This is a genomic window from Kribbella sp. NPDC026596, assembly GCF_040638415.1.
Lineage (GTDB): Bacteria > Actinomycetota > Actinomycetes > Propionibacteriales > Kribbellaceae > Kribbella.
In genome coordinates this window covers 126977-149303 of the sequence record NZ_JBEZYF010000008.1, presented here as the reverse complement: position 1 = coordinate 149303, position 22327 = coordinate 126977, and the positions used below count along the sequence as shown (strand labels likewise).

General features: G+C 69.2%; 22 protein-coding genes. 10 read left to right on the top strand and 12 right to left on the bottom strand.

What is annotated here, in order from left to right; genetic code table 11:
* The first annotated feature begins 12 nt into the window (after positions 1-12).
* The gene (locus tag AB0E63_RS09385; RefSeq protein WP_360363536.1) at positions 13-1011 is read left to right on the top strand and encodes a LacI family DNA-binding transcriptional regulator; all 999 of its coding nucleotides are present in this window, start codon (positions 13-15) and stop codon (positions 1009-1011) included.
* On the opposite strand, the gene AB0E63_RS09380 is transcribed toward AB0E63_RS09385, so the two are convergent.
* Both AB0E63_RS09380 and AB0E63_RS09375 read right to left on the bottom strand, forming a co-directional pair.
* On the bottom strand, positions 1008-2633 hold the full coding sequence (locus AB0E63_RS09380) for a M14 family zinc carboxypeptidase (protein ID WP_360363534.1): 1626 nt from the start codon (positions 2631-2633) through the stop codon (positions 1008-1010). The genes AB0E63_RS09385 and AB0E63_RS09380 overlap by 4 nt on opposite strands.
* A 54-nt stretch (positions 2634-2687) precedes the next feature.
* Entirely contained in the window at positions 2688-3833 is a 1146-nt protein-coding gene (locus AB0E63_RS09375; protein ID WP_360363532.1) for an NAD(P)/FAD-dependent oxidoreductase, read from the bottom strand.
* Positions 3834-3927: 94 nt separating this feature from the next.
* On the opposite strand from AB0E63_RS09375, the gene AB0E63_RS09370 reads away from it, so the two are divergent.
* On the top strand, positions 3928-4488 hold the full coding sequence (locus tag AB0E63_RS09370; protein ID WP_360363530.1) for a TetR family transcriptional regulator: 561 nt from the start codon (positions 3928-3930) through the stop codon (positions 4486-4488).
* On the opposite strand, the gene AB0E63_RS09365 is transcribed toward AB0E63_RS09370, so the two are convergent.
* The 3 genes from AB0E63_RS09365 to AB0E63_RS09355 all read right to left on the bottom strand — a co-directional run bounded on the left by AB0E63_RS09365 (position 4455) and on the right by AB0E63_RS09355 (position 8352).
* The gene (locus tag AB0E63_RS09365) at positions 4455-5246 is read right to left on the bottom strand and encodes a sugar phosphate isomerase/epimerase (RefSeq protein ID WP_360363528.1); all 792 of its coding nucleotides are present in this window, start codon (positions 5244-5246) and stop codon (positions 4455-4457) included. The two genes, AB0E63_RS09370 and AB0E63_RS09365, sit on opposite strands and share 34 nt — an antisense overlap.
* 12 nt (positions 5247-5258) lie before the next feature.
* Positions 5259-7421, bottom strand: a complete 2163-nt coding sequence (locus tag AB0E63_RS09360) for a DUF4328 domain-containing protein (protein WP_360363526.1) — start codon at positions 7419-7421, stop codon at positions 5259-5261.
* A gap of 205 nt (positions 7422-7626) precedes the next feature.
* Positions 7627-8352, bottom strand: coding sequence for a DUF4328 domain-containing protein (locus AB0E63_RS09355; RefSeq protein ID WP_360363525.1), 726 nt, complete (start codon positions 8350-8352; stop codon positions 7627-7629).
* Between the two features lie 111 nt (positions 8353-8463).
* Here AB0E63_RS09355 and AB0E63_RS09350 point away from each other — a divergent pair, with 111 nt between their 5' ends.
* On the top strand, positions 8464-8937 hold the full coding sequence (locus AB0E63_RS09350) for a methylated-DNA--[protein]-cysteine S-methyltransferase (protein WP_360363523.1): 474 nt from the start codon (positions 8464-8466) through the stop codon (positions 8935-8937).
* A gap of 175 nt (positions 8938-9112) precedes the next feature.
* Entirely contained in the window at positions 9113-9439 is a 327-nt protein-coding gene (locus tag AB0E63_RS09345; RefSeq protein ID WP_360363521.1) for a hypothetical protein, read from the top strand.
* A gap of 100 nt (positions 9440-9539) precedes the next feature.
* On the opposite strand, the gene AB0E63_RS09340 is transcribed toward AB0E63_RS09345, so the two are convergent.
* Positions 9540-10370: a hypothetical protein gene (locus AB0E63_RS09340; protein WP_360363519.1), complete on the bottom strand. Its 831-nt coding sequence runs from the start codon at positions 10368-10370 to the stop codon at positions 9540-9542.
* A 249-nt stretch (positions 10371-10619) separates the two neighbouring features.
* On the opposite strand from AB0E63_RS09340, the gene AB0E63_RS09335 reads away from it, so the two are divergent.
* The gene (locus AB0E63_RS09335) at positions 10620-11150 is read left to right on the top strand and encodes a peptidylprolyl isomerase (RefSeq protein ID WP_360363618.1); all 531 of its coding nucleotides are present in this window, start codon (positions 10620-10622) and stop codon (positions 11148-11150) included.
* Between the two features lie 55 nt (positions 11151-11205).
* The gene (locus tag AB0E63_RS09330) at positions 11206-11946 is read left to right on the top strand and encodes a rhomboid family intramembrane serine protease (RefSeq protein ID WP_360363517.1); all 741 of its coding nucleotides are present in this window, start codon (positions 11206-11208) and stop codon (positions 11944-11946) included.
* 197 nt (positions 11947-12143) lie between these two features.
* Here AB0E63_RS09330 and AB0E63_RS09325 read toward each other — a convergent pair whose 3' ends face one another.
* The 3 genes from AB0E63_RS09325 to AB0E63_RS09315 are packed head-to-tail and all read right to left on the bottom strand — an operon-like array spanning position 12144 to position 15493.
* Positions 12144-13145, bottom strand: coding sequence for an S-adenosylmethionine:tRNA ribosyltransferase-isomerase (locus tag AB0E63_RS09325; protein ID WP_360363515.1), 1002 nt, complete (start codon positions 13143-13145; stop codon positions 12144-12146).
* Between the two features lie 26 nt (positions 13146-13171).
* The gene (locus AB0E63_RS09320) at positions 13172-13891 is read right to left on the bottom strand and encodes an SDR family oxidoreductase (RefSeq protein WP_360363514.1); all 720 of its coding nucleotides are present in this window, start codon (positions 13889-13891) and stop codon (positions 13172-13174) included.
* A 33-nt stretch (positions 13892-13924) separates the two neighbouring features.
* Positions 13925-15493, bottom strand: a complete 1569-nt coding sequence (locus AB0E63_RS09315; RefSeq protein ID WP_360363512.1) for an FAD-binding oxidoreductase — start codon at positions 15491-15493, stop codon at positions 13925-13927.
* 118 nt (positions 15494-15611) lie between these two features.
* On the opposite strand from AB0E63_RS09315, the gene AB0E63_RS09310 reads away from it, so the two are divergent.
* From AB0E63_RS09310 to AB0E63_RS09300, 3 genes are all read left to right on the top strand, one after another.
* Positions 15612-16244: a helix-turn-helix domain-containing protein gene (locus AB0E63_RS09310; protein WP_360363616.1), complete on the top strand. Its 633-nt coding sequence runs from the start codon at positions 15612-15614 to the stop codon at positions 16242-16244.
* On the top strand, positions 16241-17815 hold the full coding sequence (locus AB0E63_RS09305; protein WP_360363510.1) for a glycerol-3-phosphate dehydrogenase/oxidase: 1575 nt from the start codon (positions 16241-16243) through the stop codon (positions 17813-17815). Before AB0E63_RS09310 ends, AB0E63_RS09305 begins: the two co-directional genes overlap by 4 nt.
* 76 nt (positions 17816-17891) lie before the next feature.
* A complete protein-coding gene (locus tag AB0E63_RS09300; RefSeq protein WP_360363508.1) occupies positions 17892-18866 on the top strand; it encodes a DUF4328 domain-containing protein in 975 nt (324 codons plus the stop codon).
* Here the strand turns inward: AB0E63_RS09300 and AB0E63_RS09295 are convergent.
* Positions 18863-19621, bottom strand: coding sequence for a protein phosphatase 2C domain-containing protein (locus tag AB0E63_RS09295; RefSeq protein ID WP_360363506.1), 759 nt, complete (start codon positions 19619-19621; stop codon positions 18863-18865). The two genes, AB0E63_RS09300 and AB0E63_RS09295, sit on opposite strands and share 4 nt — an antisense overlap.
* A gap of 12 nt (positions 19622-19633) precedes the next feature.
* Entirely contained in the window at positions 19634-20512 is an 879-nt protein-coding gene (locus tag AB0E63_RS09290; RefSeq protein ID WP_360363504.1) for an NAD-dependent epimerase/dehydratase family protein, read from the bottom strand.
* Positions 20513-20652: 140 nt separating this feature from the next.
* Between AB0E63_RS09290 and AB0E63_RS09285 the strand changes: the two genes are divergently transcribed.
* A complete protein-coding gene (locus AB0E63_RS09285; protein ID WP_360363502.1) occupies positions 20653-21258 on the top strand; it encodes a pentapeptide repeat-containing protein in 606 nt (201 codons plus the stop codon).
* 112 nt (positions 21259-21370) lie between these two features.
* On the opposite strand, the gene AB0E63_RS09280 is transcribed toward AB0E63_RS09285, so the two are convergent.
* The gene (locus AB0E63_RS09280; RefSeq protein ID WP_360363500.1) at positions 21371-22027 is read right to left on the bottom strand and encodes a VanZ family protein; all 657 of its coding nucleotides are present in this window, start codon (positions 22025-22027) and stop codon (positions 21371-21373) included.
* Positions 22028-22327: the final 300 nt, after the last annotated feature.

Here is a 22327-nt window from a genome sequence, read left to right as displayed (position 1 = left end):
AGGAGGTTCTGGATGACGACCAGGCTGAGCGATGTGGCGGCGCGGGCCGGGGTGTCGGTGAAGACCGTCTCCAACGTCATCAACGACTACCCGCACATCACCGCGCGGACCCGGGAAAAGGTCGAGGCCGCGATCGCCGCGCTGGATTACCGGCCCAACGTGAGCGCCCGGTCGCTGCGCAAGGGCCGGTCCGACTTCATCGCGCTGGCCATCCCGGAGATGGCCTCGCCGTACTTCGCGGAGCTCGGCGCCGCGATCAGCCGGGCCGCGAAGCGCCGCGGCATCACCGTGCTGATCGATCAGACCGAGGGCGAGGCGGCCGCCGAGAAGCTGGTCCTGGACGGAATGCGCGGGCAGTTGATCGACGGCATCATCTTCTCTCCGATCACCACCGTGCCGGCCAAGCTGACCGCCGCCGACACGGGGAAGCCGCTGGTTCTGCTCGGCGAGCGTCCGGCCGGGCATCAGTTCGACCGGGTCGCGGTCGACTCGGTCAAGGCGTCGTACGACGCCACCACGCACCTGATCTCGATCGGACGGCGCCGGATCGCGGCCATCGGCGTCGGCGGAACGAGCACCGGCGCGGTCCGGCGGAAGGGGTACCGCAAGGCACTCAAGGCGGCCGGACTGCCGCACGACCCCGCACTCGAGCTGGCCGGGACCGGCTACCACCGCCCCGACGGTGCGGCGTCGATGCGCGAGCTGCTCGCGTTGCCGGAGCCGCCGGACGCGGTGTTCTGCTTCAACGATCTGCTGGCGCTGGGCGCGCTGCGGACCCTGGCCGACGCCGGCCTCAAAGTACCGGACGACGTCGCGGTGGTGGGCTTCGACGACATCGAGGACGGCCGCTACCACTCGCCGTCGCTGACGACGATCTCGCCGGACAAGGAGTGGCTGGCCGACAACGCGGTCGGCCTGCTGCTGGAGCGGATCTCCGGGACCGGCGAGGCCGCGCATCGCGACCTCGCCGTCCCCTACACGCTGCAGATCCGGGAGTCGACCGCCGGTTAGCAGGTCAGGTTGGCGGTCGCGGTCGCACCGCGGGCGACGGTGATCGGCCGGGTTTCCTGCACCTGACCGGCGGGTCGCTCACAGGTCAGCGTCCACGACTCGGTGCCGCCCTGCTGGACGACAGCCGGGCGGGTGGACGGGTTGGTGTGCCACGTATAGGTCCCGCCGGCCGGGACAGTCATCGTGGTGTCGAGCGTGTCGGGCAACTGCGTCCCGTTCCACGTCTTGGTGGTGAAGGACTTCTTCAACCGCAGTACGGCGCCGGCCGGAGCCGCACCGGTGATGATCGAGTGCCGGGCCGGATTGATCGTCGACTCGGCCGCGAGCAAGTACGCCGCTCGGTTGCCGGGGTACATGTTCACAACCGTCGAGAAGGCCGGGTGGAAGCTGTTCGTGCCGTGCTCGAAGGTGAAGCCGAGTCCGCCGGTCGCGTAGTACGACCAGTCCTCGGTGACGCCGGTGGTGTCGTAGAGCTGGTAGCTGAACTGGCTGGTGTACCCGTTCTGTGCAGCCATCTGATCACCGAGCGCCTTATGGATGGACTCGTCCGGCGTGATCGGCGCACCGGCGTACCCAGGCTCGCGGAGGACGAGGTTCGAGTACGTGTGGTTCGTGATCAGTGTGGTCACTTGATACTGCGACACCAGCGCCTGGATGTTGCGTGACTCGGGCTCACTGAACGCGCTCGCACCGCGGTACGTCTCCGAGGTCAGGCTGCTCGACGCACCGGGACCACCCCAGAAGCCGGAGTAGTTGCGGTTCAGGTCGACACCACGGGACCGGTACGACGACTGCGCGCACTGACCAGCGGTCGGGATCTGCCCGTTCGTGACCCGGCAGTTCTTCCGCTTCAGCTCGTACCCGAGCGAGCGGCTCAGGCTGAAGCCGTCCGGGTTCACCACCGGTACGACGATCACCCGCGACTTCTCGAGGATGTTGGTGATCCGAGTGTCGGTGCCGTCGTTCTTCAGCAGGTCGTAGGCGAACTCGATGGTCAGCTCACCCGACGGCCACTCGCGCGCGTGGTGCAGGCCGACCATCAGGAACACCGGCTTGCCGTCGCTGGTGCCGACGTTGTGGGTGATCTCCAGGCCGCGGATCGTCCGGCCCTCCAGCGACTTCTCCTTCAGCGTGAACAGCTTCGCCTTGGTCGGATACTGCTGCGAGAGACTGCCCAGGTCGTTGTCGTAGTCGGCCAGCTGCCGGTACGCCGTACGCCCACTCGGCAACGCGACTGCGACGGTCTTGTTGCGGACGGCCTGGGCATAGGCGGCGTCGGCCTTCTCCCGATCCCGGTCGGCTCCGACCAGGTCGTCCTCGAGGGTCGACCAGGTGAAGCCGGCGAGCTGGAGCAGCCGGCGATCGCTATTGCCATAGGCAACGACGTCGGTGTATCCGGGACCGGCCGACTCGGCCAGGTCGAGATCGAGGGCGGCCAGGCGCTTGCGGTCGGCCTCCGCCGGGGTCTTCACCCGGAGCAACTGGATCAGCTCACCGGCCTGCTCGGCGGCGGCCTTCCGGTCCGGCGGCGGCGCGGCCTGCACTTGGCTCGCGGCGCCGGCGGCGAGCACTGCCGCCAGCGCGAGCGGAATGAAGCGGGTCCATCGAGTGGGGCGGAACACGATGACCTCCAGTAGTCGAGTTGTTGCCTGCAGTAACTGGAGGGTAGAGGTCCGTCAGCGCTCTGGGAACCCCGCCAACTGCTTGGCGAACCCGGTCTGGGTCTTCTGCAGCTTGCCCGCCAGGCCGAGGACGGCGTTGCGGACCGGGCGGAGCGGCCGGGGGAGGTTGGCCAGCCGGGTCAGGCGGTGCGCAAGTGCGATCACCCGGACCGCCTCCGCGCGACTGTTCGCGGCGTACGCGTCGAGGTCCGACTCGTTGCCGGTGGTCAGCGCCACCGACAGCGCATCGGCCAGGGTCATCGCGTCCCGCAGCCCGAGGTTCATGCCCTGGCCACCGGCCGGGCTGTGGGTGTGGGCCGCGTCGCCGGCCAGCAGCACCCGACCGGCCCGGTACTCGTCGGCCACCCGCTCGTGGATCCGGAACCGCGATCCCCAGACGACCTCGGTCACCTTCGGCGAGGTGCGGCGCGGACCACGGGTGGCCAGCAACTGCTGCGCGTAGGCGAGGTCCGGGTGCTCGGGAGCGTCGTGCACCTCGGCGACCAGCCGGAAGGTGCCGTCCGGCAGTGGCGCGACCACGAGCAGCCCGGCGGCGGCGAAGTACAGCGCGACCTCGTCGACCGGCAGTCCGCCGTCGACGCGGACGTCGACCAGACTGCAGGACAGCTGCAGGGTGTTGCCTGGCATCCGCAGTCCGGCGAGCTCGCGGATCGTGCTGTTCATCCCGTCGGCGGCCACGACGTACCGGGCCTTGATCACGTCGCCGCTGTCCAGGGTGACCTCGGCGCCGTCCGCGGTCTGGGTCAGGCCGGTCGCGGCGTACGGACGCAGCACCGTGCCGCCGAGCTCCTCCAGCCGCTCGAGCAGGACCTGCTCGGTGACCGACTGCGGAATCATCGTGATGAACGGGTAGTCGGTCGGCAGGTCGGCGAACCCGACCGGGACCAGCCGGCTGTCACCGTCGCGCACAGCGAAGTCCTCAAGCTCCAGGCCGAGCTCGACCAGCCGCTTGGTGACGCCGATCTGGTCCAGCATCTCCAGGGTCCGCGGGTGGATCACGCAGGCCCGCGAGGTGTTCGACCCCTCGGCCTGCCGGTCGACCACCACCACCGAGTGGCCGTGCAGCCGGAGACCGGCCGCCACCGCCAGCCCGACCGGACCCGCACCCACCACCACGACGTCTGCCTTCTGCGGAGTCATCGTCGCTCCTTCCTCAGGTTTATCAACGCTTGTTGACTTTTACTGTAGGAGCACGATTCGCAGAAGTCAACAAGTGTTGGCATATGCTGGGGCCATGGCGGAGAAGAAGTCGGACCGGACCCGGGCGGCGATCCTCGCGGCGGCGCGGGAGCGGTTCGGCACGGACGGATACGAGCGGGCCACGATCCGGGCGATCGCGGCCGACGCGGCGATCGATCCGGCGATGGTGATGCGGTACTACGGCAGCAAGGAGAAGCTGTTCGCGGCGGCGGCCGAGTTCGACGTCCGCCTGCCCGACTTCGGCGACGTCCCGACGGAGCGGCTGGGCGAGGCGATGGCCCGGCATCTGATCAACCGGTGGGAGGCCGACGACACGCTCCGGGTGCTGCTGCGGACGGCGGTGACCAACGAGGTCGCGGCTGAACGGATGCGCGAGGTGTTCGCCGGGCAGCTCGCGCCGACGCTGCGGAAGCTCGCGATCGATGAGCCGGCTGTCCGGGCCGGACTCGTCGCCACACAGGCGCTCGGCTTCGCGCTGTGCCGCTACATCCTCGAGCTCGCGCCGATCGTGAAGCTGCCGGCCGAGGACGCGATCGCGTGGCTCGGCCCGACGCTCACGCGCTACCTGACGGCGCCGTTACCCAGCCAGGAGTGAAGGGCGGGGAGAGCTTCTTCCAGCGGTGGAAGGTGGGGATGCCACTTGAGCTCCCATTCGAGCGAGACCGGGTAGTCGGTGCCGTCGAGGGTCTGCAGGAGCTCCTGGATCGGGAAGTCACCTGCCCCGATGGCGACCGGGCGGTAGTCCTGTCCGGAGTCGGCGTCCTTGACCTGGACCAGCTCGATCCACGGCTGCAGCAGATTGAAGGACTCGGCCAGGGTCTCGCCGTGCGACCAGGTATGTGAGCTGTCCCAGATGACCTTCACGTTATGGCCGGGGACGTCGGTGTCGAGCAGCCCGCAGAGCGCGGCGACCTGGCGGCCGGCCGAGTGCGAGTCGTGGGTCTCCAGCAGGATGGAGACGTCCCTGGAGGCGGAGGTGACCCGGTCGAGGGCGCGGATCTCGCCGGCGCTCGGGCCGTACGCCGTACCGTCGTCGATCGTGCTGGGGTCGTCGCCGGCGAAGACGCGGACGCCGCGCGCACCCAGGTCGGCGGCGAGCTCGAGGTGGGCCTCGAGCGGCTGGTCCTCGACCGCGCAGAGCTTGACGTAACTGCTCACCGTGAGGATCTCCAGGCCGGCGTCCTCGATCCGGGACCGCAGTTCACGCCGCTCCGCCGCGGTCAGGCCGGTGTGGGTGAACTCGTCCGGCGCGGCCCGCAGTTCGAGTCCGGAAATATCGTTGCCTTTGGCAAGCTCCAGGACCTGGTCCAGGGGCGCTCCGGGGCAACCGAGCGTCGCGAAAGCTAGCTGCATACAGCTACCCGATCAGACCCAGCGCCGACGCGGGTGGGTCCGCGGCGTGTTGGGCTGCTCGGGTGCGGGTTGCTGCTGCTCGTAGGAGTACGGCGACTCTTGCTGGTACTCGGTCTGCTGCGGCTCCTCGTACTGCGAACCGTAGGACTCCGACGTGTAGTTCGGGCTGTAGGTCTCGTAGGACTCGGTGCTGTTGTACTGCGAGCCGCTGTAGGAGTCGTACGACGACGAGTCGTAGCTGTTGTTGCTCGCGCCCGAGTAGTCCGAGGTGTAGCCGTTGCTGTAGTCGGTCGGCTCGTAGCTGCTGCCCGCGGAGTACTCCGAGCTGTACGACGTCTGGTAGTCCGAGGGGGACTCGTACGACGTCTGGTAGCTGGAGTCGCCGTACGACGAGCTGCCATAGTCCGAGTTGTAGGTGCTGTAGCTCTCCGGCTGGTACGACGGCTCCGGGCCGTACGACGGGACCGGCGGCAGCGGCTTGGACGGGGTCAGGTAGTCGTCGTCCTGCCCGACGGCCGGCGCCGGCTCGTAGTAACCGGAGGACGCCGACACGTGCGACGACGGCATCGAGTGCTCCGACGGCGAGTACACGGTGTGGTCCGCGGGGGCGCCGTACTGCGACTGGGAGTACTCGTCGTGCGGGGCGACGGTCGGCTGGATCGCCGACGGGCTGTCCACCGCGACCCGAGCGGCCCGGCGGCCTGCGCGCGCAACGGGCGCGGGCTCAGGCTCGGGTGCGGTCTCGACCTCCGGCGTCGAGGTCGACGTCAGGTAGTCCGGCGTCTCGTACGAGTACGGCTCCGAGTAGCTCGCGGCCCAGGACGGCTCGGCGGGCTGCTGAGGCTGCGGCTGGTACGAGTACGGGTCCGGCTCGACGACGGTCAGCGGCGGCGTCTCGTCCAGCCACCGGCTCGGCGTGCTGGTCGGCAGAGCGCCGTCGTCGGACCCGGAGCCGAGGTAGTCGTTCCAGGACGTCTTGGGAGCCTCGTACGTCGTCTCCGAGGCCGGCTTCTCGTCCTGCCAGGACTGGACCGGGCTGAACTGCTCGGTCGCCGGACCATAGTCGTCGTTGTTGCCGCCGTCCTGCCAGCTCTCCACGACGGGAGCGAACGGGCTCCACTTCGGCGGCTCCTCGACGTGGCGGTCGCCGGCGAACGCGGCGGGTGCCGCGGGAGCGCCGGGGAAACCACCCGCGGCCGCACCGTCGCCCGGGAAACCCTGCGGTGCCGGCATCGGGGCCTGCATCGGCGCCGTCATCGGAGCCGGAGCGAAGGGGCTCGACGCCGGAGCCGGCGGCTGACCCACGCCGGCCATCTGGAACTCGGGCTGGCGCTCCAGCCGCCGCGTCGGCGCGGCGATCGGCTCGGAGATCGCCGGCTGCTCGTCGGTGTCGTCGTTCGCGTACGTCGGGACCGCGGTGAGCTTCGGCTCGCTCTGGTCCCACCACGGCACCCAGGCGCGGGTGGTCTGCATGTGGTTGATCTTGCGGATCACCATCGTGGCCGCGACCGCGGACACCACCGTCAGGACGAGCGAGGCCGTCCCGGCCAGGGCGATCCCGCGCAGCGACCCGACGGTCGCCTCCATCCACATCAGGAACCGGCGGACCACCACGTCGAACGCGAGAGCGCCGACCCAGGCGACCCACCACGCGGACGTGAGGGCCGGGGTCCTGAATCGGCGCAGGTCATCGGCGTACACAGGGGTCTTCGGATCACTGGCGAGCCAGACGTCGTCGACGATCTGTTTCGGGTACCAGAGGTTCGGGCCGGGGCAGAACCAGCTGGCCAGCACCCAGCCGTGGCTGCGGCGGTGATCAGCCTGGCAGAAGACCTCGGAGTTGACCCGGGCCCGCCAGAGCCAGATCACGAAGACGACCGCGGCGGCGACCGAGATGACGACGTTCGGGACCGCGGTGACCTTGGCGATCGCGTCGGCGCGGTTCAGGTCCGCGTCATCGACGTTCGGCATCCCGCCGAGGTAGCGGTGGACGACGGAATACGTGTTCCAGTCGGACCAGGTGGAGAGCAGGTGAGTGACCGTCGACGCACCCAGCAAACCGATGGCGATCTTTCCGACCGTCCCGACCTGCTGGAACTCCTCGGCTGCGTGCGGCTGCCACTCTTCTTCATGGTCTTCAACTGCAGACAGAACTGATGGCTGCGGGTGGCTCACGTCTCGCGTCCCTCGCGTTGCTGGAACTCCGTCTGTTCGGCGTTTCGGCCAAATCCTGCCCCCGCATGACCGAGCCACATTGATACCACGAAGTAGGTACGCCACGGCAGTCGGCCCCAGCACGGAGGGTGTCGACTTAACGTGTTCTTTTCGTACGCCCATCACCACTGGTAACGAGCCATTGGACGGTGCGTGACGGGTTGGTTTACCGCGCAGGAGGTTGGTGTCTGCTCTGCGTTTGATCGAGTGCCCACCACGGCACCCACGGACGCTGCGTCTGGAGCTCGTCGAGCCGCTCGATCAGGATCACCGCCAGCACCGCGGCCGCTGTGGTGGCCAGCGCCGAGATGCTGGACAGTACGACGTTCGTCCGCAGGTCACCGAGCTGCGTCGAGCCGGCCAGCACACCGCGCTGGACGATGTTGCCGGAGACGAGGCCGGCCACCCAGGTGAGCCACCAGGCCCAGACCAGCCGGGTGCCGGGGATCTCCCGCAGGTTCTCGGTGTACGGGTCCGTCCGCGGGTCGCTGGCCGCGACGATGTCGTCGACGACCTGCTTGGGGTACCAGAGGTTCACGACCGGGCAGATCCAGCTGCCGAGCACCCAGCCGCGGGTGAACCGGTGCTCGCCGCGGCAGAACATCTCCGCGTTCCACCGGACCCGCCACAGCCACACAATGAACACCACCGCGGCCGCCAGCAGCGCGAGCGCCGCGACGATGCCGAGCGAGCCCGAGATCAGGTCGGCCTCACCCAGCCGGTCCGGATCGTCGCCGTACCTCTTGAGGGTCTGGTAGGAGTACCAGTCCGACCAGGCCGTCGCCCAGGTGGTGACCGTGACGAGCCCGATCAGGATCGACGCGGCCAGACCCATCGCCCGCTCGGAACTGAACCAGCGATCCAGCGGCGGTTGCGGTGCCCGGCTCGGCATGGGATCAGGAATAGCACAACACCGCGTGACCGGGCGAGGACATCACGTCGCCATCGGTTCGTGGCGGATTTCCGCGAGAAAACTGTCGGTGGCCGGCGCGAGGATGGGGTCATGCGCTGGTCAGTGATCGATTCACCCATCGGCGACCTGACGCTCGCGGTCGACGAGACCGGCTTGTGCCGGCTGCACTTCGGCGCGGCCGACCGGCCGCTCGACGCCGACCCGCTGCTGACCGAGACGGCCGAGCAGCTGAAGGCGTACTTCGCCGGCGAGCTCCAGGAGTTCACCGTGCCACTGTCGGTCCGCGGCGGCTCCGACTTCGAGCGCGCCGTCTGGGCCCAACTGCAGCGGATCCCGTACGGCGAGATGCAGACGTACGGCGACGTCGCGAAGGTCGTCGGGGACGCGGGCGCGGCCCGGGCTGTCGGCGTCGCCTGCAACCGCAATCCGATCGCCATCGTGGTGCCCTGCCACCGGGTCGTCGGCGCCGGCGGCAAGATGGTCGGCTTCGGTGGCGGCATCCCGACCAAGCGGCATCTGCTCGAGCTCGAGGCCAGGGTCTCGATCGAGACGCTGTGGTCCTGACGGGTGTAACTGCCGGGGCACGCTGCGAAACCTGACGAAGATCTGACACCGGGATAGCGCATATCAGCGCGCGTCGAGGGTCACCAGGGGACTACGGTTGCTAACAGCGATCGGATCGTCACGTTTGAAGCGAACGATTCAGCGGCCCTCCTACCTGCCCCTGGAAGACGCATAAATGAACAAAGCACAGTCCACCGACCACCTCCATCCCGACCTGAGCGCTCTGATGGACAAGAGCGCCGAGGACTGGTCCGCCCCCGAGATCCAGGACGCCGCCCGTTCGGCGCTCCGGCTGCACGCGCCCGACCGCGAGCCGCTGACCTGGATCAAGCGGTTCAAGTTCGTCCCGTGGCTGCACCGCAACGACGCGGTCTGCCTGAACTGCGGCGGCACCTACCCGTGCATCACCCACCGGTACGCCACGCAACTGCTGTCGGCCGGCCGGTACACGATCGCCAAGCCCGATCACTCCGCCGCCGACCCCGAGCCGCAACCGAACTGACGTCGTACGCGCAAGGCGACGCCGCCGAAGAACGAAGGCCGCGAATCCCGCACGGGGTTCGCGGCCTTCGCCGTTGCGGTGCTGTTACCGGGTGCTGCGGTCAGGAGTCGGTCGGCTTTGACTCGCTCGAGCCGGTCGACTTGCGGGGTGTGGTGGTCTTCTTCGCGGCCGGGCCGTTCGCGCTCGTACCGGCCTTCACTTCGCCGTCCTTGGCGGCGGCCGCGGGCGTCTCGGCCTTCGGCGCCTCCGCCTTGGCGGTGTCGGTCTTCGGGCTGTCCGTCTTCGCGGACTCGGTCTTGCCGTTGGACTCCGTCTTGCCGTTGGCCGACGGGGTCTCCGGGCGTGCGGTCGCACCGGCCGGAGCGGAGCTGTAGTCGCGACCGCTGGTCGGGGTCGACTGCCAGGCCGGCTCCGGCGGGGTCAGCAGCTTCTTCACCGCTGCCGCGGCCAGGGCACCGAAGCCCAGGAACAGCACGACCTTGCGGAGCCGGTGGCTCTTCTTCTGCGGTACCTCGAGCTCACCCTTGAGCGCGGCCTTGGTGGCCTTGCCCCGGCGTGAGGTCTCCTCGACGACCGGCTCGGCGGCGGCCGCCAGCGACGCCAGCGCGGCGGTCACCTTCGGCAGCACGTCCTCGTTGAACCGCTCCCGCGCCTTCTCGGCCGCCTGCTCGGTGGCCGGTCCGACCTTGGCCAGCGCGTCGTCGATCACCGGGCTGGCCTTCTCGACCGCCACACCCGCATAGTGCGCGCCACGCTCGACGGCCTTCTCGGCGTACGGCGACACCTTCTCCCGTGCCGTGCCCACAGCGGGAACGAGGTGATCGCGGACCTGGCCGACAGCCGGCCCGATCTTCTCCGACGCCGACGCGGCGAGTGGCCGGACCCGACCCTTCGGGGTCTCGACCCGGCCCTTGGACTTCCTCAAACCCACGGTTCCCTCCTCGGTGCCGACCGCCCCCGAAGGACGGACAGCATTCCCGCCCATCGGCGACATGGGCTCCTGATACGACTCTGGACAAATCCGGCTTCATCTGCATCGTACGACGTCACGAGCCGATAACCCTGTGCCCCACCTCTTCCAACCCACACATCCCCCACCTGTGCACGTCTTCTTGGACGCCCATGACAGGATCGAGGGCGTAAGCCGTAACCGATGAGGAGTACTCCCGTGGCCGAAGAGCTGTACGCGACCCTGCAGACGACGAAGGGCGATGTCGTCATCAGGCTGTTCCCCAACCACGCACCGAAGACGGTGAGCAACTTCGTCGGCCTGGCCGAGGGCACCAAGGAGTGGACCGACCCGCAGACCGGGCAGACCGTCACCAAGCCGTTCTACGACGGCCTGACCTTCCACCGGGTGATCGACGGGTTCATGATCCAGGGCGGCTGCCCGCTCGGCACCGGCACCGGCTCGCCGGGCTACTCGTTCGACGACGAGATCCACCCGGAGCTGCAGTTCGACCGCCCGTACCTGCTGGCGATGGCGAACGCGGGCATCCAGTTCGGCCGCGGCACCAACGGCTCGCAGTTCTTCGTGACCGTCGTGCCAACGCCGCACCTGAACCGCAAGCACACGATCTTCGGCGAGGTCGCCGACAACGAGTCGAAGAAGGTCGTGGACGCGATTGCGACCGCGAAGACCGCGCCCGGCGACCGGCCGATCGAGCCGATCCTGGTCAACCACGTCGTCATCGAGCGCAAGAACAGCTGATCTTGTCGCGGGGCCGAGGAGGCTCGGCCCCGCATTTCCAGGAGGACGCACCCGCGTGACCGACACCGTCTGCTACCGGCACCCGGATCGGCCCGCCGGGGTGCGCTGCCAGCGCTGTGACCGGCCGATCTGCCCGTCCTGCATGAACAGCGCCTCCGTTGGCTTCCAGTGCCCGAACTGCTTCCACGAGGGCGTGAAGTCGGTCCCGCGGACCCGGACGTCGCTCGGCGGCATCCAGCGCGGCAACCCGCAGGTCGTCACCCTCAGCCTGATGGCGATCAATGTGCTGGTCTTCATCGCCGTCCGGGCCGGCAGCAGCCGGATCGTCAACGATCTGGTCCTGGTCCCGGTGCTGGTGGACAGCGAGCCGTGGCGGTTGCTCACCTCGGCCTTCACCCACCTGCAGATCTTCCACATCTTCGCGAACCTGTTCATGCTCTACCAGCTCGGCCCGCCGCTGGAGCAGATGCTCGGCCGGCTGAGGTTCCTGGTCCTCTACCTGCTGTCCGCTCTCGGCGGCGGCGTCGCGGTGTGGCTGCTGTCCGCCCCCGGCTCGGCCACGCTCGGCGCGTCCGGCGCCGTGCTCGGGCTGATCGGCGCCCTGCTGGTTCTCCATCGCGCCCGCGGCCTCGACATCACCTGGATCCTCGGCTACGTCGCCATCACCGCCGTCCTGTCCTTCGTCGTCCCCAGCATCTCCTGGCAGGGCCACCTCGGCGGCTTCGTCACCGGCGCCGCTGTGGCCTGGATCTACCTCCAGATCAACAACCGCCGCCGCAACAAGACCCGCACCTGACGGTTCAATCTGCAACCAATAGGCCTATACCACAATTTGCCGTCGGTTCGATGAATGCGGATGACAGCGGGGCCTGGGTCCTCGTCTAATCAGGTGACGTCCCGACGGGGGACCCCAGTGGTTAGGACAGCTTGATGAGTCCACGTGCGGTGGAGAAGAGAGCGCGGCCCGGCAACGAAGGACATCGACCGGCGCCGTCAGCGAAGCAGCAGGCAGCTGTCGCCGAACTCGTGCCAGAGGTAGTGCTCGTCCAGAGCGGCGTCGTAGGCGCGCTGGACCGTGCTGCCTCCGACGACCGACTCCAGAAGAAGTAGATGCGAGGCCTCGGGTGCATGCATGCCGGTCACGAGGCCATCGACGAGGCGCACAGGGTGGTCCGGCCCGAGAACGAGGTCGGTCCAGCCGTGCGCGGCGGTGACCGAGCCATCTGGTGTGACGGCTGACTCGATGGCCCGGACCGCGGTGGTGCCGACTGCGATCACGCGGCCGCCGTTGGACTTCACCCAGTTCACCAACCGGGCCGTGTGCGCGGGTACGTCGTACCGCTCGGGGAGAGGTGGTTCGTGGCTCTCCAGCGATGACACCCCGCAGTGCAAGAGGATCGGCGCGATCAGTACGCCCTGCGACGCCAGGTGGCTCACCAGCTCGAAACTGAACGGCCGGGCCGCACTGGGCATCTCGGCACTGCCAGGCTCACGCGCGAAGACGGTCTGGTACGACGCCAGCGGCCACCGCTGACCGACGTACTTGTAGCTGATCGGACGCCCGTACCGCTCGAGATAGCCGAGCACATCGCTCACTGGGGGCTTGGCACGCCACAGCCGGTTGGAGCCCGGCTGGTACGGCGACAGCAGTGTCAGCACGCCTTCCGGCAGTTCCGCCTGGTCGCCCGCCGTACCGCCGAACATCGGGGAGCCGCCGTTGCGCAACTCGATCACCCAGGTGCCGTCATCGAGCGCGGTAGAGAAGTGCACGACCACCGGCGCCACTCCGGCCCCGGTGATCCACGAGCCGTCGATCGCCGCGGGCAGTGTGCCGGATGTGTTCACCAGCAGCAGATCCCCCGGTCGGAGGTGCGCGCCGATCCGGTCGAAGCGGGTGTGCGTGACGGTCGACCCCTCCGCGACCAGCAGCTTCACCTGATCCCGCGACAGCCCTCGGGCCTCCGGTGGTTCGGTGGCGTTCAGTGAATCGGGCAAGACGAATCTGGTATTGGGGTGCACCCTCACGACGTCACCGCCGGCGCGAACTCCGCTGCCCGGTAACGACCACTATCCGGCCGACTGTCCAGCAACTGCAGGAACGCGGGTACGACGGTCGCCGGCTCAGGCCGGTCCGAGATGTCCTCACCAGGGAACGCAGCCTGGTGCATCGCCGTGCGCAGATCACCCGGATCGACGGCGTACACAGCCAGTGTGGGGTGCTCAGCGGCGAAGACGCGGGTCGCGTGATCCAGAGCAGCCTTGGCGGAGCCATAGCCACCCCAGGTCTCGTAGGCCTCGACCGCGGCGTCGGAACTGATGTTGAGCAGCACACCGGACGCGGTGGTGAGAGCCGGCAACAGTGCTTGGGTCAGAGCGATCGGTGCGAGTACGTCGACCTCGTAGACGCGCCGTAGTTCGTCGAGGTCGGCCGCACCCAAGGGCTGCAGTGGACTCGGCCCGAGATAGCTCGCGTTGTTGATCAGCAGGTCGAGCCGGCCGAGTTCGCTCACGGCGTCGGCCAGGTCGGCCCGGTGGTCGGGGTCGGTGATGTCACCCGCGAGTGGGACCACGTCGGTACGGCTGGCCAGTGCGTCGGCCGCGTCCTTCAAGGCTTCGGCGCCGCGGGCATCGATCACCAGCGCCCAGCCGCGGTCGGCGAGTCCGTGGGCCAGCGCGAGCCCGAGGCCGGCGGACGCACCGGTGATCAGAGCGACAGGTCGGTCAGAGGGTTCAGGAGTCATGTCCGCACTCTCATACCTCAAGCCGACTTGAGGTCAAGAGCCTTCCAGCAAGATCCCCGGGTTGAGGACGGCGTGCGGGTCGAGGACGTGCTTGACCGCGTTGAGAGCTTCCACGGCAAGCGGACCGATCTCGTCCGCGTAGGCCGCGCGATGATCGGTGCCGACGCCGTGGTGATGAGAGATCGTCGCGCCCACGGCCGCGATCGCCTGACTGGCGGCGGCTTTCGCCGTACGCCACTGCTGCAAGGGCTCGTCGGTCTGCGCGGAGATGACGGTGAAGTACAGAGAGGCGCCGGTTTCGTAGACATGCGAGACGTGGCAGAGAACCAGCGGCGGCGTGCCTTGCTCGGTCAGCGACTTCACCAGTGCGTCGGTCACGGCGGCCTTCAACGCCGGGATGCGAGACCAGAAGGCGGCGGTCTCCAATGTCTCGACCAGAGCGCCCTCGTCCAGCAAGGGATCGCGGAGGTACGGCGCCCGGTAGCGGCCGACTCGCCAGGTCTCACCCGGACCCTCGCCGAGGTTCTGCCCACCGGCCGCGGTCAGGACCTCCGCGGTCCCGGAGTTGTACGGCCCGTCGAAGCCGACGATCGCCAGTACGCCGCTCGCCCCGCCGCCGAGCACATCCGGATCGGCCAGGTTCACCGCCGTCTCGGCCTCGTCGGACAGCCGCAGTACGGTCGGCAACGGCCCGTCCTGGGCCAGTCGCCGGATCGCGGTCAGACCGGCCGCGAAGTTCTCGAACCGCCAGCCCTCGAAGTGCCGCTCGACCGGTCGCGGCCGGATCCGTACGACGACGGACGTGATGATCCCGAACGCACCCTCCGACCCGAGCACGAGCTGCCGCAGATCCGGCCCGGCCGCGGACATCGGCGCCCGGCCGAGCTCGATGGTGCCGCGCGGCGTGGCCAGCGTCAGGCCGACCACCATCTGGTCGAAGCGCCCGTACCCGGCCGAGGACTGCCCGCTCGACCGCGCGGCGGCGTACCCGCCGATCGAAGCACCTTCGTAGGACTGTGGGAAATGGCCGAGCGTGTATCCGCGGTCGGCGAGCAGTGCTTCGGCCGCCGGACCCCGCACGCCGGCCTGCAGCGTCGCCGTCCGCGACACCTCGTCGAGCTCGAGCAGCTGATCCAGCCGGCGGAGGTCGACGGTGACGAAGCGCCGGTTCGGAGCGAGTCCACCGACCACCGACGTGCCACCGGAGTAGGGGACGACGGCCAGGTCGTGCTCGGCGCAGCCTGCGAGGAGAGCGAGCACCTCGTCATGTGTCGCCGGGTAGACGACGGCGTCGGGCATGTCCGAGGTGTCACCGGCGCGATCACGGAGCAGGTCGGTCGTCGAGTAGCCGCGGGTGTGCGCCCAACGGGCCCCCAGGTCGGAGGCGACAAACTCCGCACCAACCACCCCGGTCAGGAAGGCGAGCTGGTCCGGGGTCGCCCCAGGCCCGACCGCACCCGGCACGACCGGAGCTGGTGCAGGACGTCGTACGCCTAGGTGCTTGAGCGCGTCGATGGCCGCGGCGGGGAGGTCGACCGGGTGGGCGGGGTCGCCCCAGCGGCCGGGCGTGAGTTGCACCACCGGAAGGTCCGACTCGGTCATCGTGGGCTGCCTTTCGGTGCGGCGGGGAGGTAGCGTCCGTGGGAGGTGGAACCCCCTGGCTTCCACCTCCCACGGACAGTTCCGGGACGCCACAGTCGCTGATACACTCTGACGTGTGATGTCTCAGCGTAGCAGCGACTCGGCGCAGGAAACAGGGTCCGAGACCACCGCACGGCCGGCCCCGGCGAACGCGATCGGCGAGGAGCGCATCCTCGACGCGGCCTACGAGCTGCTGCTCGCGATCGGGATGCGCCGGATGACGATGGCCGACATCGCCCGGCACGCGGAGGTCTCCCGCGCGACGCTGTACCGGCGCTGGCCGAACGTGCAGGCCGTGGTCGCCGCGCTGATGACCCGGGAGTGGACCACGGCGCTGGTGTCGGCGTTCCAGCCTGACGCCGCGGACGGTCGGTCCCGGCTGGTCGAGGGCGTCGTCGAGGTGGTGGCGAAGACCCGCGTCCACCCGCTGATGCGCAAGATCATCGAGCTCGACCCCGAGTTCCTCACGCCGTACCTGCTCGAGCGCCGCGGCAGCAGCACGGTCGCGCACCTGGCGCTGGTCGAGGAGGGCATCAAGGCCGGTCAGACCGACGGCTCGATCCGGACCGGCGACCCGGTCTGGCTGGCCCGGCAGATCATCCTCGTCTCGCTCGCCTCGGCGGTGTCCGGGCCTGTGATGGCGTCTCCCGATGAGTTCCCCAAGCTCGACGAGGAGCTGCGCGACATGCTCACCAGGTACCTGACGCCATGACCGACCGGGGCGGTGGGGCGGGGAAGGTCTTGAGGAGCCTGGGCAACGCCAGCCTCAACGCGGCCCGCCGGACCCGCGAGCTGGACTGGCTCGACACGACCGGCGCGGTCGACGTGCTGGTCATCGGCGGCGGGGTCACCGGCGCCGGCGTCGCGCTGGACGCGGCCGCTCGCGGCCTGACCGTTGCCCTGGTCGAGAAGCACGACCTCGCGTTCGGCACCAGCCGCTGGAGCTCCAAGCTCGTGCACGGCGGCCTGCGCTACCTGGCGTCCGGTCACGTCGGAATCGCGTACGAGAGCGCCGTCGAGCGCGGCATCCTGATGAAGACGACCGCGCCGCACCTGGTCCATCCGATCCCGCAGGTCGCGCCATGGTTGCCGCAGGCAAAGTTCGCGCAGGCCGCCATGCTCCGGTCGGCGTTCCTCGGCGGCGACATCCTGCGCACGTTCGCGCGGACCAGCGACGACTACCTGCCGCACTCGCGCCGGATCGGCTCGGCCGAGATCCTCCGCTACGCGCCGACGCTGCGGCCCGAGGGTCTGCGCGGCGGGTTCCTGACCTGGGACGGCCAGTTGTACGACGACGCCCGGCTGGTGATCGCGATCGCCCGGACCGCCGCGCAGTACGGCGCCCGCATTCTCACCAGGGTTGCCGCCACGGAGGTCACGGGACGCGGCGCGGTCCTGGTCGACCAGCTGACCGGCCACCGTCTGCAGGTGGACGCGAAAATGGTCATCAACGCGGCCGGGATCTGGGCCGGCCAAGTTGCCGCAGGCATCAAACTCCGGCCCAGCCGGGGCACGCACCTGGTGCTGCCGCAGTCCGTGTTCGGCGGGCTGTCCGCCGTTCTCACCGTGCCGGTGCCGGGTCAGCTGCGCCGCGTGGTGATGGCGATCCCCGCCCCCGACGACCGGGTGTACGTCGGTCTCACCGACGAGGACGCGCCCGGACCGGTGAGCGACGTACCGCAGGCAACCGAGGCCGAGATCGACTACCTCCTCAACATCATCAGCTCGGCCGTCCAGGAGCCGCTGACCCGGGACGACCTGCTCGGTACATACGCCGGACTCCGGCCCCTGCTCGACACAGGCCACCACAAGGGTGAGGACAAGACCGCTGACATCTCCCGGCGGCACGCGGTGATCACCACGGCCGACGGACTGGTGACGATCGTGGGCGGGAAGCTCACCACCTACCGCCGGATGGCGCAGGACGCGCTCGACACCGCGCTCGCCCAGTCGTCGCTCGACGTACGACGTCCCTGCCTGACGCACCGCATTCCGTTGGTCGGCGCGGCCGATCGGGTCCGGCTCGCGGCGGTGCGGGCGCCGGCACGGTTCGTGCAGCGGTACGGCGTGGAGGCGCCCGAGGTGATCGCGGGACCGCCGTCACTGACCCAACCGGTTGCGCCGGGTCTGCGGACGACGTACGCCGAGCTGTTGTTCGCCGTCCGGCACGAGGGGGCGCTGACGGAGGACGACGTTCTGGACCGGCGGACCCGCATCGGATTGTCGGCCGTGGATCGCGAGCTGGCGCTGCCTGCGGTCCGGGAGGCGTTCGCCGCGGTGTGATTGCAGGTTTTGACCTGTGGGTAACGGGTCGACCGCTCCGCAGCGTGGGCTAACTTGGCTGCGGGGAGGTGGACAGGTGACGCAGCCGTATCAGGGGCCGTATCCGGGACCAGCGCCGTACCAGGGGCCTGGGCCGTACCGGCCGATGCCGTACCAGCCGGCGCCGATTCCGCCGCGGTATCGACCGCTGCGGAAGCTCGCGCTGGTCAGCATCGTGCTGATGGGGCTGACCGCGGTGACCGCAGTGGTCCAGTCCGCGCTGCTCTGGAGCTCCTACGACGACGTCAAGCGATTCGTGTACGGGCTGCTGTCCGAGGAGGAGATCGACCGCGGCATCGAGTCGGTCGCCGGCACCGGGCCGCTACTCAACCTGGTCAGCTACCTGTTGATGGGCACGGCGGTCGCCTTCCTGATCTGGCTGTGGCAAGCGCGCGAGAACACCGAGTTCCTGCACTCGTCGCTGGCGCCACGACCGGTTCCGCCGCCCGAGCCGGGCCGTGTTCTGCATCGGCGCGTGCAGGGCTGGGTGGTCGGCTCGTGGTTCTGCCCGATCGTGCAGTTCTGGTACCCGTTGCAGGTCGTCGAGGACGTCGCCACGGCTAGCGAGCCGCCCGAGCAGCCAGGTGTGGCCCGGACCGGCCGGATGCGCACGCTGCTGTACGGGTGGTGGGCGACGTGGACCGGGTTCTGGGTGATCCTGATCGGCGGTGGTGGCATCGCGTTCATCGGCTTCATCGTGTGGATCGTCCGCCTGGTCGACGCGGCCGACGCCGCCGACGCGACCGGGGACTACGTCGACATCTACGACCTGCAGGACTTCATGGTGCGGGTCGCGCTCGCGGTCAACATCGGCTTCACCGTGGCGACCGTGCTGCTCATCGCCGCCGCGGTCGCCGCGTCGCTCCTGCTGCTCCAGGTCTCGGAGTGGCAGCAGGACCGGGTGACCATTCCGCGCGTCACCGACGACGTGCCGCCGCCGGAGCCACCGCAGTACGCACCCCGCTACAACAACCCCGGCCCGACCTTCCCGTCCTACGGCCCACGGTCCTAAGGGCGGCAGAGTACGACGCTCGCGTCGTCGTACCGCTTCCCGCGGAAGGTGTCCGGGCGCGCGGCCCCGTCGTGTGCCCAGACCCGGGCGACCAACTCGGGCAGACCGTCCGTGGTGAGGACGTCGAGAAGGTCGTCCCAGGTGTGCCCGTAGCGCTCGACATAGCGGGACGCACCGTCTGTCAGTACGGCGATCACGTCGATGTCAGCGCGATCCGTCGTACCGATCACTGCTTCGTAGGCGGCCTTGGGCTCGGTGCTCGCGACCCAGAAGCCGCCCGGTTGGTTGCGGAGCCGACGGACGGATTCGACGGTGTATTCGGGCACAAGGTCGATCCGATCGTCGCTGTGCACGACCACGGATCCACCGCTTGATCGCGTGACGATGGGCGAGTCGGCCAGGACCAGGTGCTCGACGTGGTCTGGTTGGAGTCGGAGCATCGCGACGGTGGATGACGGGCTGTCCGGGTTGGTGACGTCACAGGTACCGGCGTGTGCCGTCCGGACCGCGGTGATCGCGTCGGCCAGCAGGTCGGCGAGTGGCGCTGACGAGCGGGAGAGGAGCGGCGGCGCGAGCTGGGTCGCGAGTTGGGCGACCAGCCAGGCGACTGAGTGGCGGCAGCCGGAGTCCACACCATTCGGGGCGGTGGCGCCGTCAAGAACGACGACGAAGTCGGGTCCGGTGAAGACCAGATCCTCGTTCACCGCGGGCGGTCGCCGGTCCGGCGCGGGCAGGCTGAGCGAGCGGATCTCCACGCACCCAGTGTCCTATGTGGAGCCTGACCAGCTGTCGGCCAGTGATTGCTCGAGGGTGATCTTCGGCGACCACCCGAGCTGTGCACCGATCAGATTCACGTCCGCCTGCTGCCAGCTCACGCCCGGATCACCCTCCTCCACGATCTTCGCCGGCTGGCCGCTCAGCTCGAACAGCTGACCGGCGACATCCCGGGCGAGGGTCGCCCGACCGGTGCCGACGTTCAGGACCGGCGGCGGCTTCGCGTCCGCGAGGGCCACCGCGAGCACGGCCTCGGCGACATCGCGAACGTCGACGAAGTCCCGCCACACGTCGAGCGAGCCGACCTCGATCAACTGCCGGGAGCGGAGATCCCGGATCACGCGGCCGGTCAGCGTGCTCTCGGGCGCGCCGGGTCCGATCACGTCGAAGATCCGGAGTACGACGGCATCCGCGCCGTTCCGCTGGGCCCGCAGGACGAGCTCGGATCCGGCCAGCTTGGTGGTTCCGTACGGGCCGGCCGGGTGAGGTTCGGTCTGCTCGTCCTGGCTGGTGCCATGCGGCCCACCGCCGTACTCGGCCGCCGAACCGAGCTGGACGAAGCGGGCGTGGCCGGCGTTGTCGCGGGCCGAGGCGAGCAGAGCCTCGACGGCGATCACGTTCGCCCGGACCAGGTCGGCCGGCGCGCCCAGCGTGGCGCCCGCGGCGTTGACGATCACGGTCGGTTTGTACAGGCCGATCTGGGTGTCCAGGGCGTAGGAGTGCATCGAGGCCAGGTCGCACAGCCGGTACGGCTCGCCCCGGCTCCGGCTCATCCCGCGGTACTCGACCCCGCGGTCGGCGAGCAGCGCGCAGATCCTGGCTCCGAGGAAACCTCCCGCGCCGAACACCATCACCCGCTCAGTTCCGGTCACCCCTCCATCGTGCGGCCCCTAGTTGTCGGTCCGCCTACCGTTCTCCGTCGTACCCATCACAACTCGTGTACGGCCGTTAATGGCGCTGTCGGTGTGGGATGGCAGGGTAGGGACTCCTGGCACCGATCGAGGGAGCAGTCATGGCCGACCGTGCGCGACCGGGAGCGCCGACCGAGTCGACGATCCGCGACTGGGACGACGCCGACCCGTCCGGGCAGACGTACCGCCGGGTGCTGTTCATCGACTCCGACCTGACCGAGGTGGACAACCGCGGCGGGATCTTCGAGGAGTGCACGTTCCGCGGGGTCCGGTTCAACGCCTCGACCCACACCGACGCCGCGTTCGTGAACTGCACCTTCGTGCGCTGCTCGCTGTTCGACACCACGTTCACCCGGTGCAAGCTGGTCGGCAGCTACTTCGACGACTGCACCTACAACCTGCTCAAGGTGTCCGGCGGCGACTGGTCGTTCACCGGTCTCCCGGGCGCGGATCTGAAGGGGACCGAGTTCACCGGGGTGAAGCTGCGCGAGGCGGAGCTGACCGGTATCCGGGCGGCGAAGGCGGTGCTGCGCGACCTCGATCTGTCCGGTGCGTCGCTGCAGCGGGCCGACTTCACCGGTGCCGACCTGCGCGGATCCGACCTCTCGACGCTCGATCCGCTGACTGTCGTCCTCAGGGATGCGCGGATCGACGTCACCCAGGCGATGGTCGTCGCGGCCACGCTGGGCCTCGACGTCCGCCCGTGAGAGACCAGCCTGTGGATATCTCCGTGTAGCCGGGCCGTCATCCCCCGTTTTATCCACAGGCTGTGGATAACTATCCGGATAACTCTGTGTTCGTTCTGTGACATCTCACAGCTCATCGCGCCCGCGCGACCGGACGTAAACCGTTCGCCGGCGTCGGGGCTGGTTTCAGGACCGGCACGGGCCGCTGGACGAGCCCGCCGCGCCGATGCCGAGCGACCCGCCGAGATCGTACGACGAGCATCGCGGAGTGCTCGACGACGTACGGACCGGCGACCAGCCGACGGCTGCGGGTGATGTTCTGCAGGCCGGCGGCCACACCCACCCCGCAGAACGCGCCGATCGAGTTCGCGATCAGGTCGTGCAACTGGCACGACCTGCCGAGCTGCGGGATCAGCGCCTGGACCGCCTCGACTGCGGCCGACATCCCGATCCCGGCGGCGATCCCGTCGGCCGGGCGGCCGCTGGCCAGCGTGAGCATGCCCGCGGCCGGGACGAACAGCAGAACGTTGAGCAGGCCCTGAAGCGAGGTCAGTCCGCCGGTGGTGGTCAGGTGGGTGCCGCACTGGCCGATCTGACCCAGCCGGTGAGCGGTCGGGCTGAGGGTGGCCGCGAGTACCAGCGCGAAGGCCGCCGGCAGGCAGAACGCCGCCAGCCGCGGGACCAGGTCGCCCGGGCGGCGCAGCGACGAGATGGCGATCGGCAGGGACATGCCGGTGAGCACGAGCCAGGTGTCCAGTAGGTGTGGGATGCCGCGATAAGTCTCGAGCACGCGTCCGGACCCTCCCGTGGTCGACCGGCTGACTCGATCTCGTTCCTCGTCGATTTCGCTTCCTCACAAGACGATCTGCCGTCGGCTCCCACCGCCGCCAGGCTTGTCCGGACATCTGCACGGACCCGCAAACAGCCCGTGACAATCCGTGCACAAACTGTCACGGAAGGAAGGTGCTCAGGGCAACGATCTTTTGCATGCCTCCACCGATCGGTGGAGTGGGTGATCCACCGGACGAGGGCCGGGTAGAGCCGGGCGGGCGATGTGCGGGTGGGGTCGGGATCGCGACAGTGAAGAGGT

Bases quoted from the DNA above. Each gene is read 5' to 3' on its own strand.
- AB0E63_RS09385 (WP_360363536.1), top strand. From the start codon at position 13: ATGACGACCAGGCTGAGCGATGTGGCGGCGCGGGCCGGGGTGTCGGTG.
- AB0E63_RS09375 (WP_360363532.1), bottom strand. From the start codon at position 3,833: ATGACTCCGCAGAAGGCAGACGTCGTGGTGGTGGGTGCGGGTCCGGTC.
- AB0E63_RS09370 (WP_360363530.1), top strand. From the start codon at position 3,928: ATGGCGGAGAAGAAGTCGGACCGGACCCGGGCGGCGATCCTCGCGGCG.
- AB0E63_RS09365 (WP_360363528.1), bottom strand. From the start codon at position 5,246: ATGCAGCTAGCTTTCGCGACGCTCGGTTGCCCCGGAGCGCCCCTGGAC.
- AB0E63_RS09355 (WP_360363525.1), bottom strand. From the start codon at position 8,352: ATGCCGAGCCGGGCACCGCAACCGCCGCTGGATCGCTGGTTCAGTTCC.
- AB0E63_RS09350 (WP_360363523.1), top strand. From the start codon at position 8,464: ATGCGCTGGTCAGTGATCGATTCACCCATCGGCGACCTGACGCTCGCG.
- AB0E63_RS09345 (WP_360363521.1), top strand. From the start codon at position 9,113: ATGAACAAAGCACAGTCCACCGACCACCTCCATCCCGACCTGAGCGCT.
- AB0E63_RS09320 (WP_360363514.1), bottom strand. From the start codon at position 13,891: ATGACTCCTGAACCCTCTGACCGACCTGTCGCTCTGATCACCGGTGCG.
- AB0E63_RS09315 (WP_360363512.1), bottom strand. From the start codon at position 15,493: ATGACCGAGTCGGACCTTCCGGTGGTGCAACTCACGCCCGGCCGCTGG.
- AB0E63_RS09310 (WP_360363616.1), top strand. From the start codon at position 15,612: ATGTCTCAGCGTAGCAGCGACTCGGCGCAGGAAACAGGGTCCGAGACC.
- AB0E63_RS09305 (WP_360363510.1), top strand. From the start codon at position 16,241: ATGACCGACCGGGGCGGTGGGGCGGGGAAGGTCTTGAGGAGCCTGGGC.
- AB0E63_RS09285 (WP_360363502.1), top strand. From the start codon at position 20,653: ATGGCCGACCGTGCGCGACCGGGAGCGCCGACCGAGTCGACGATCCGC.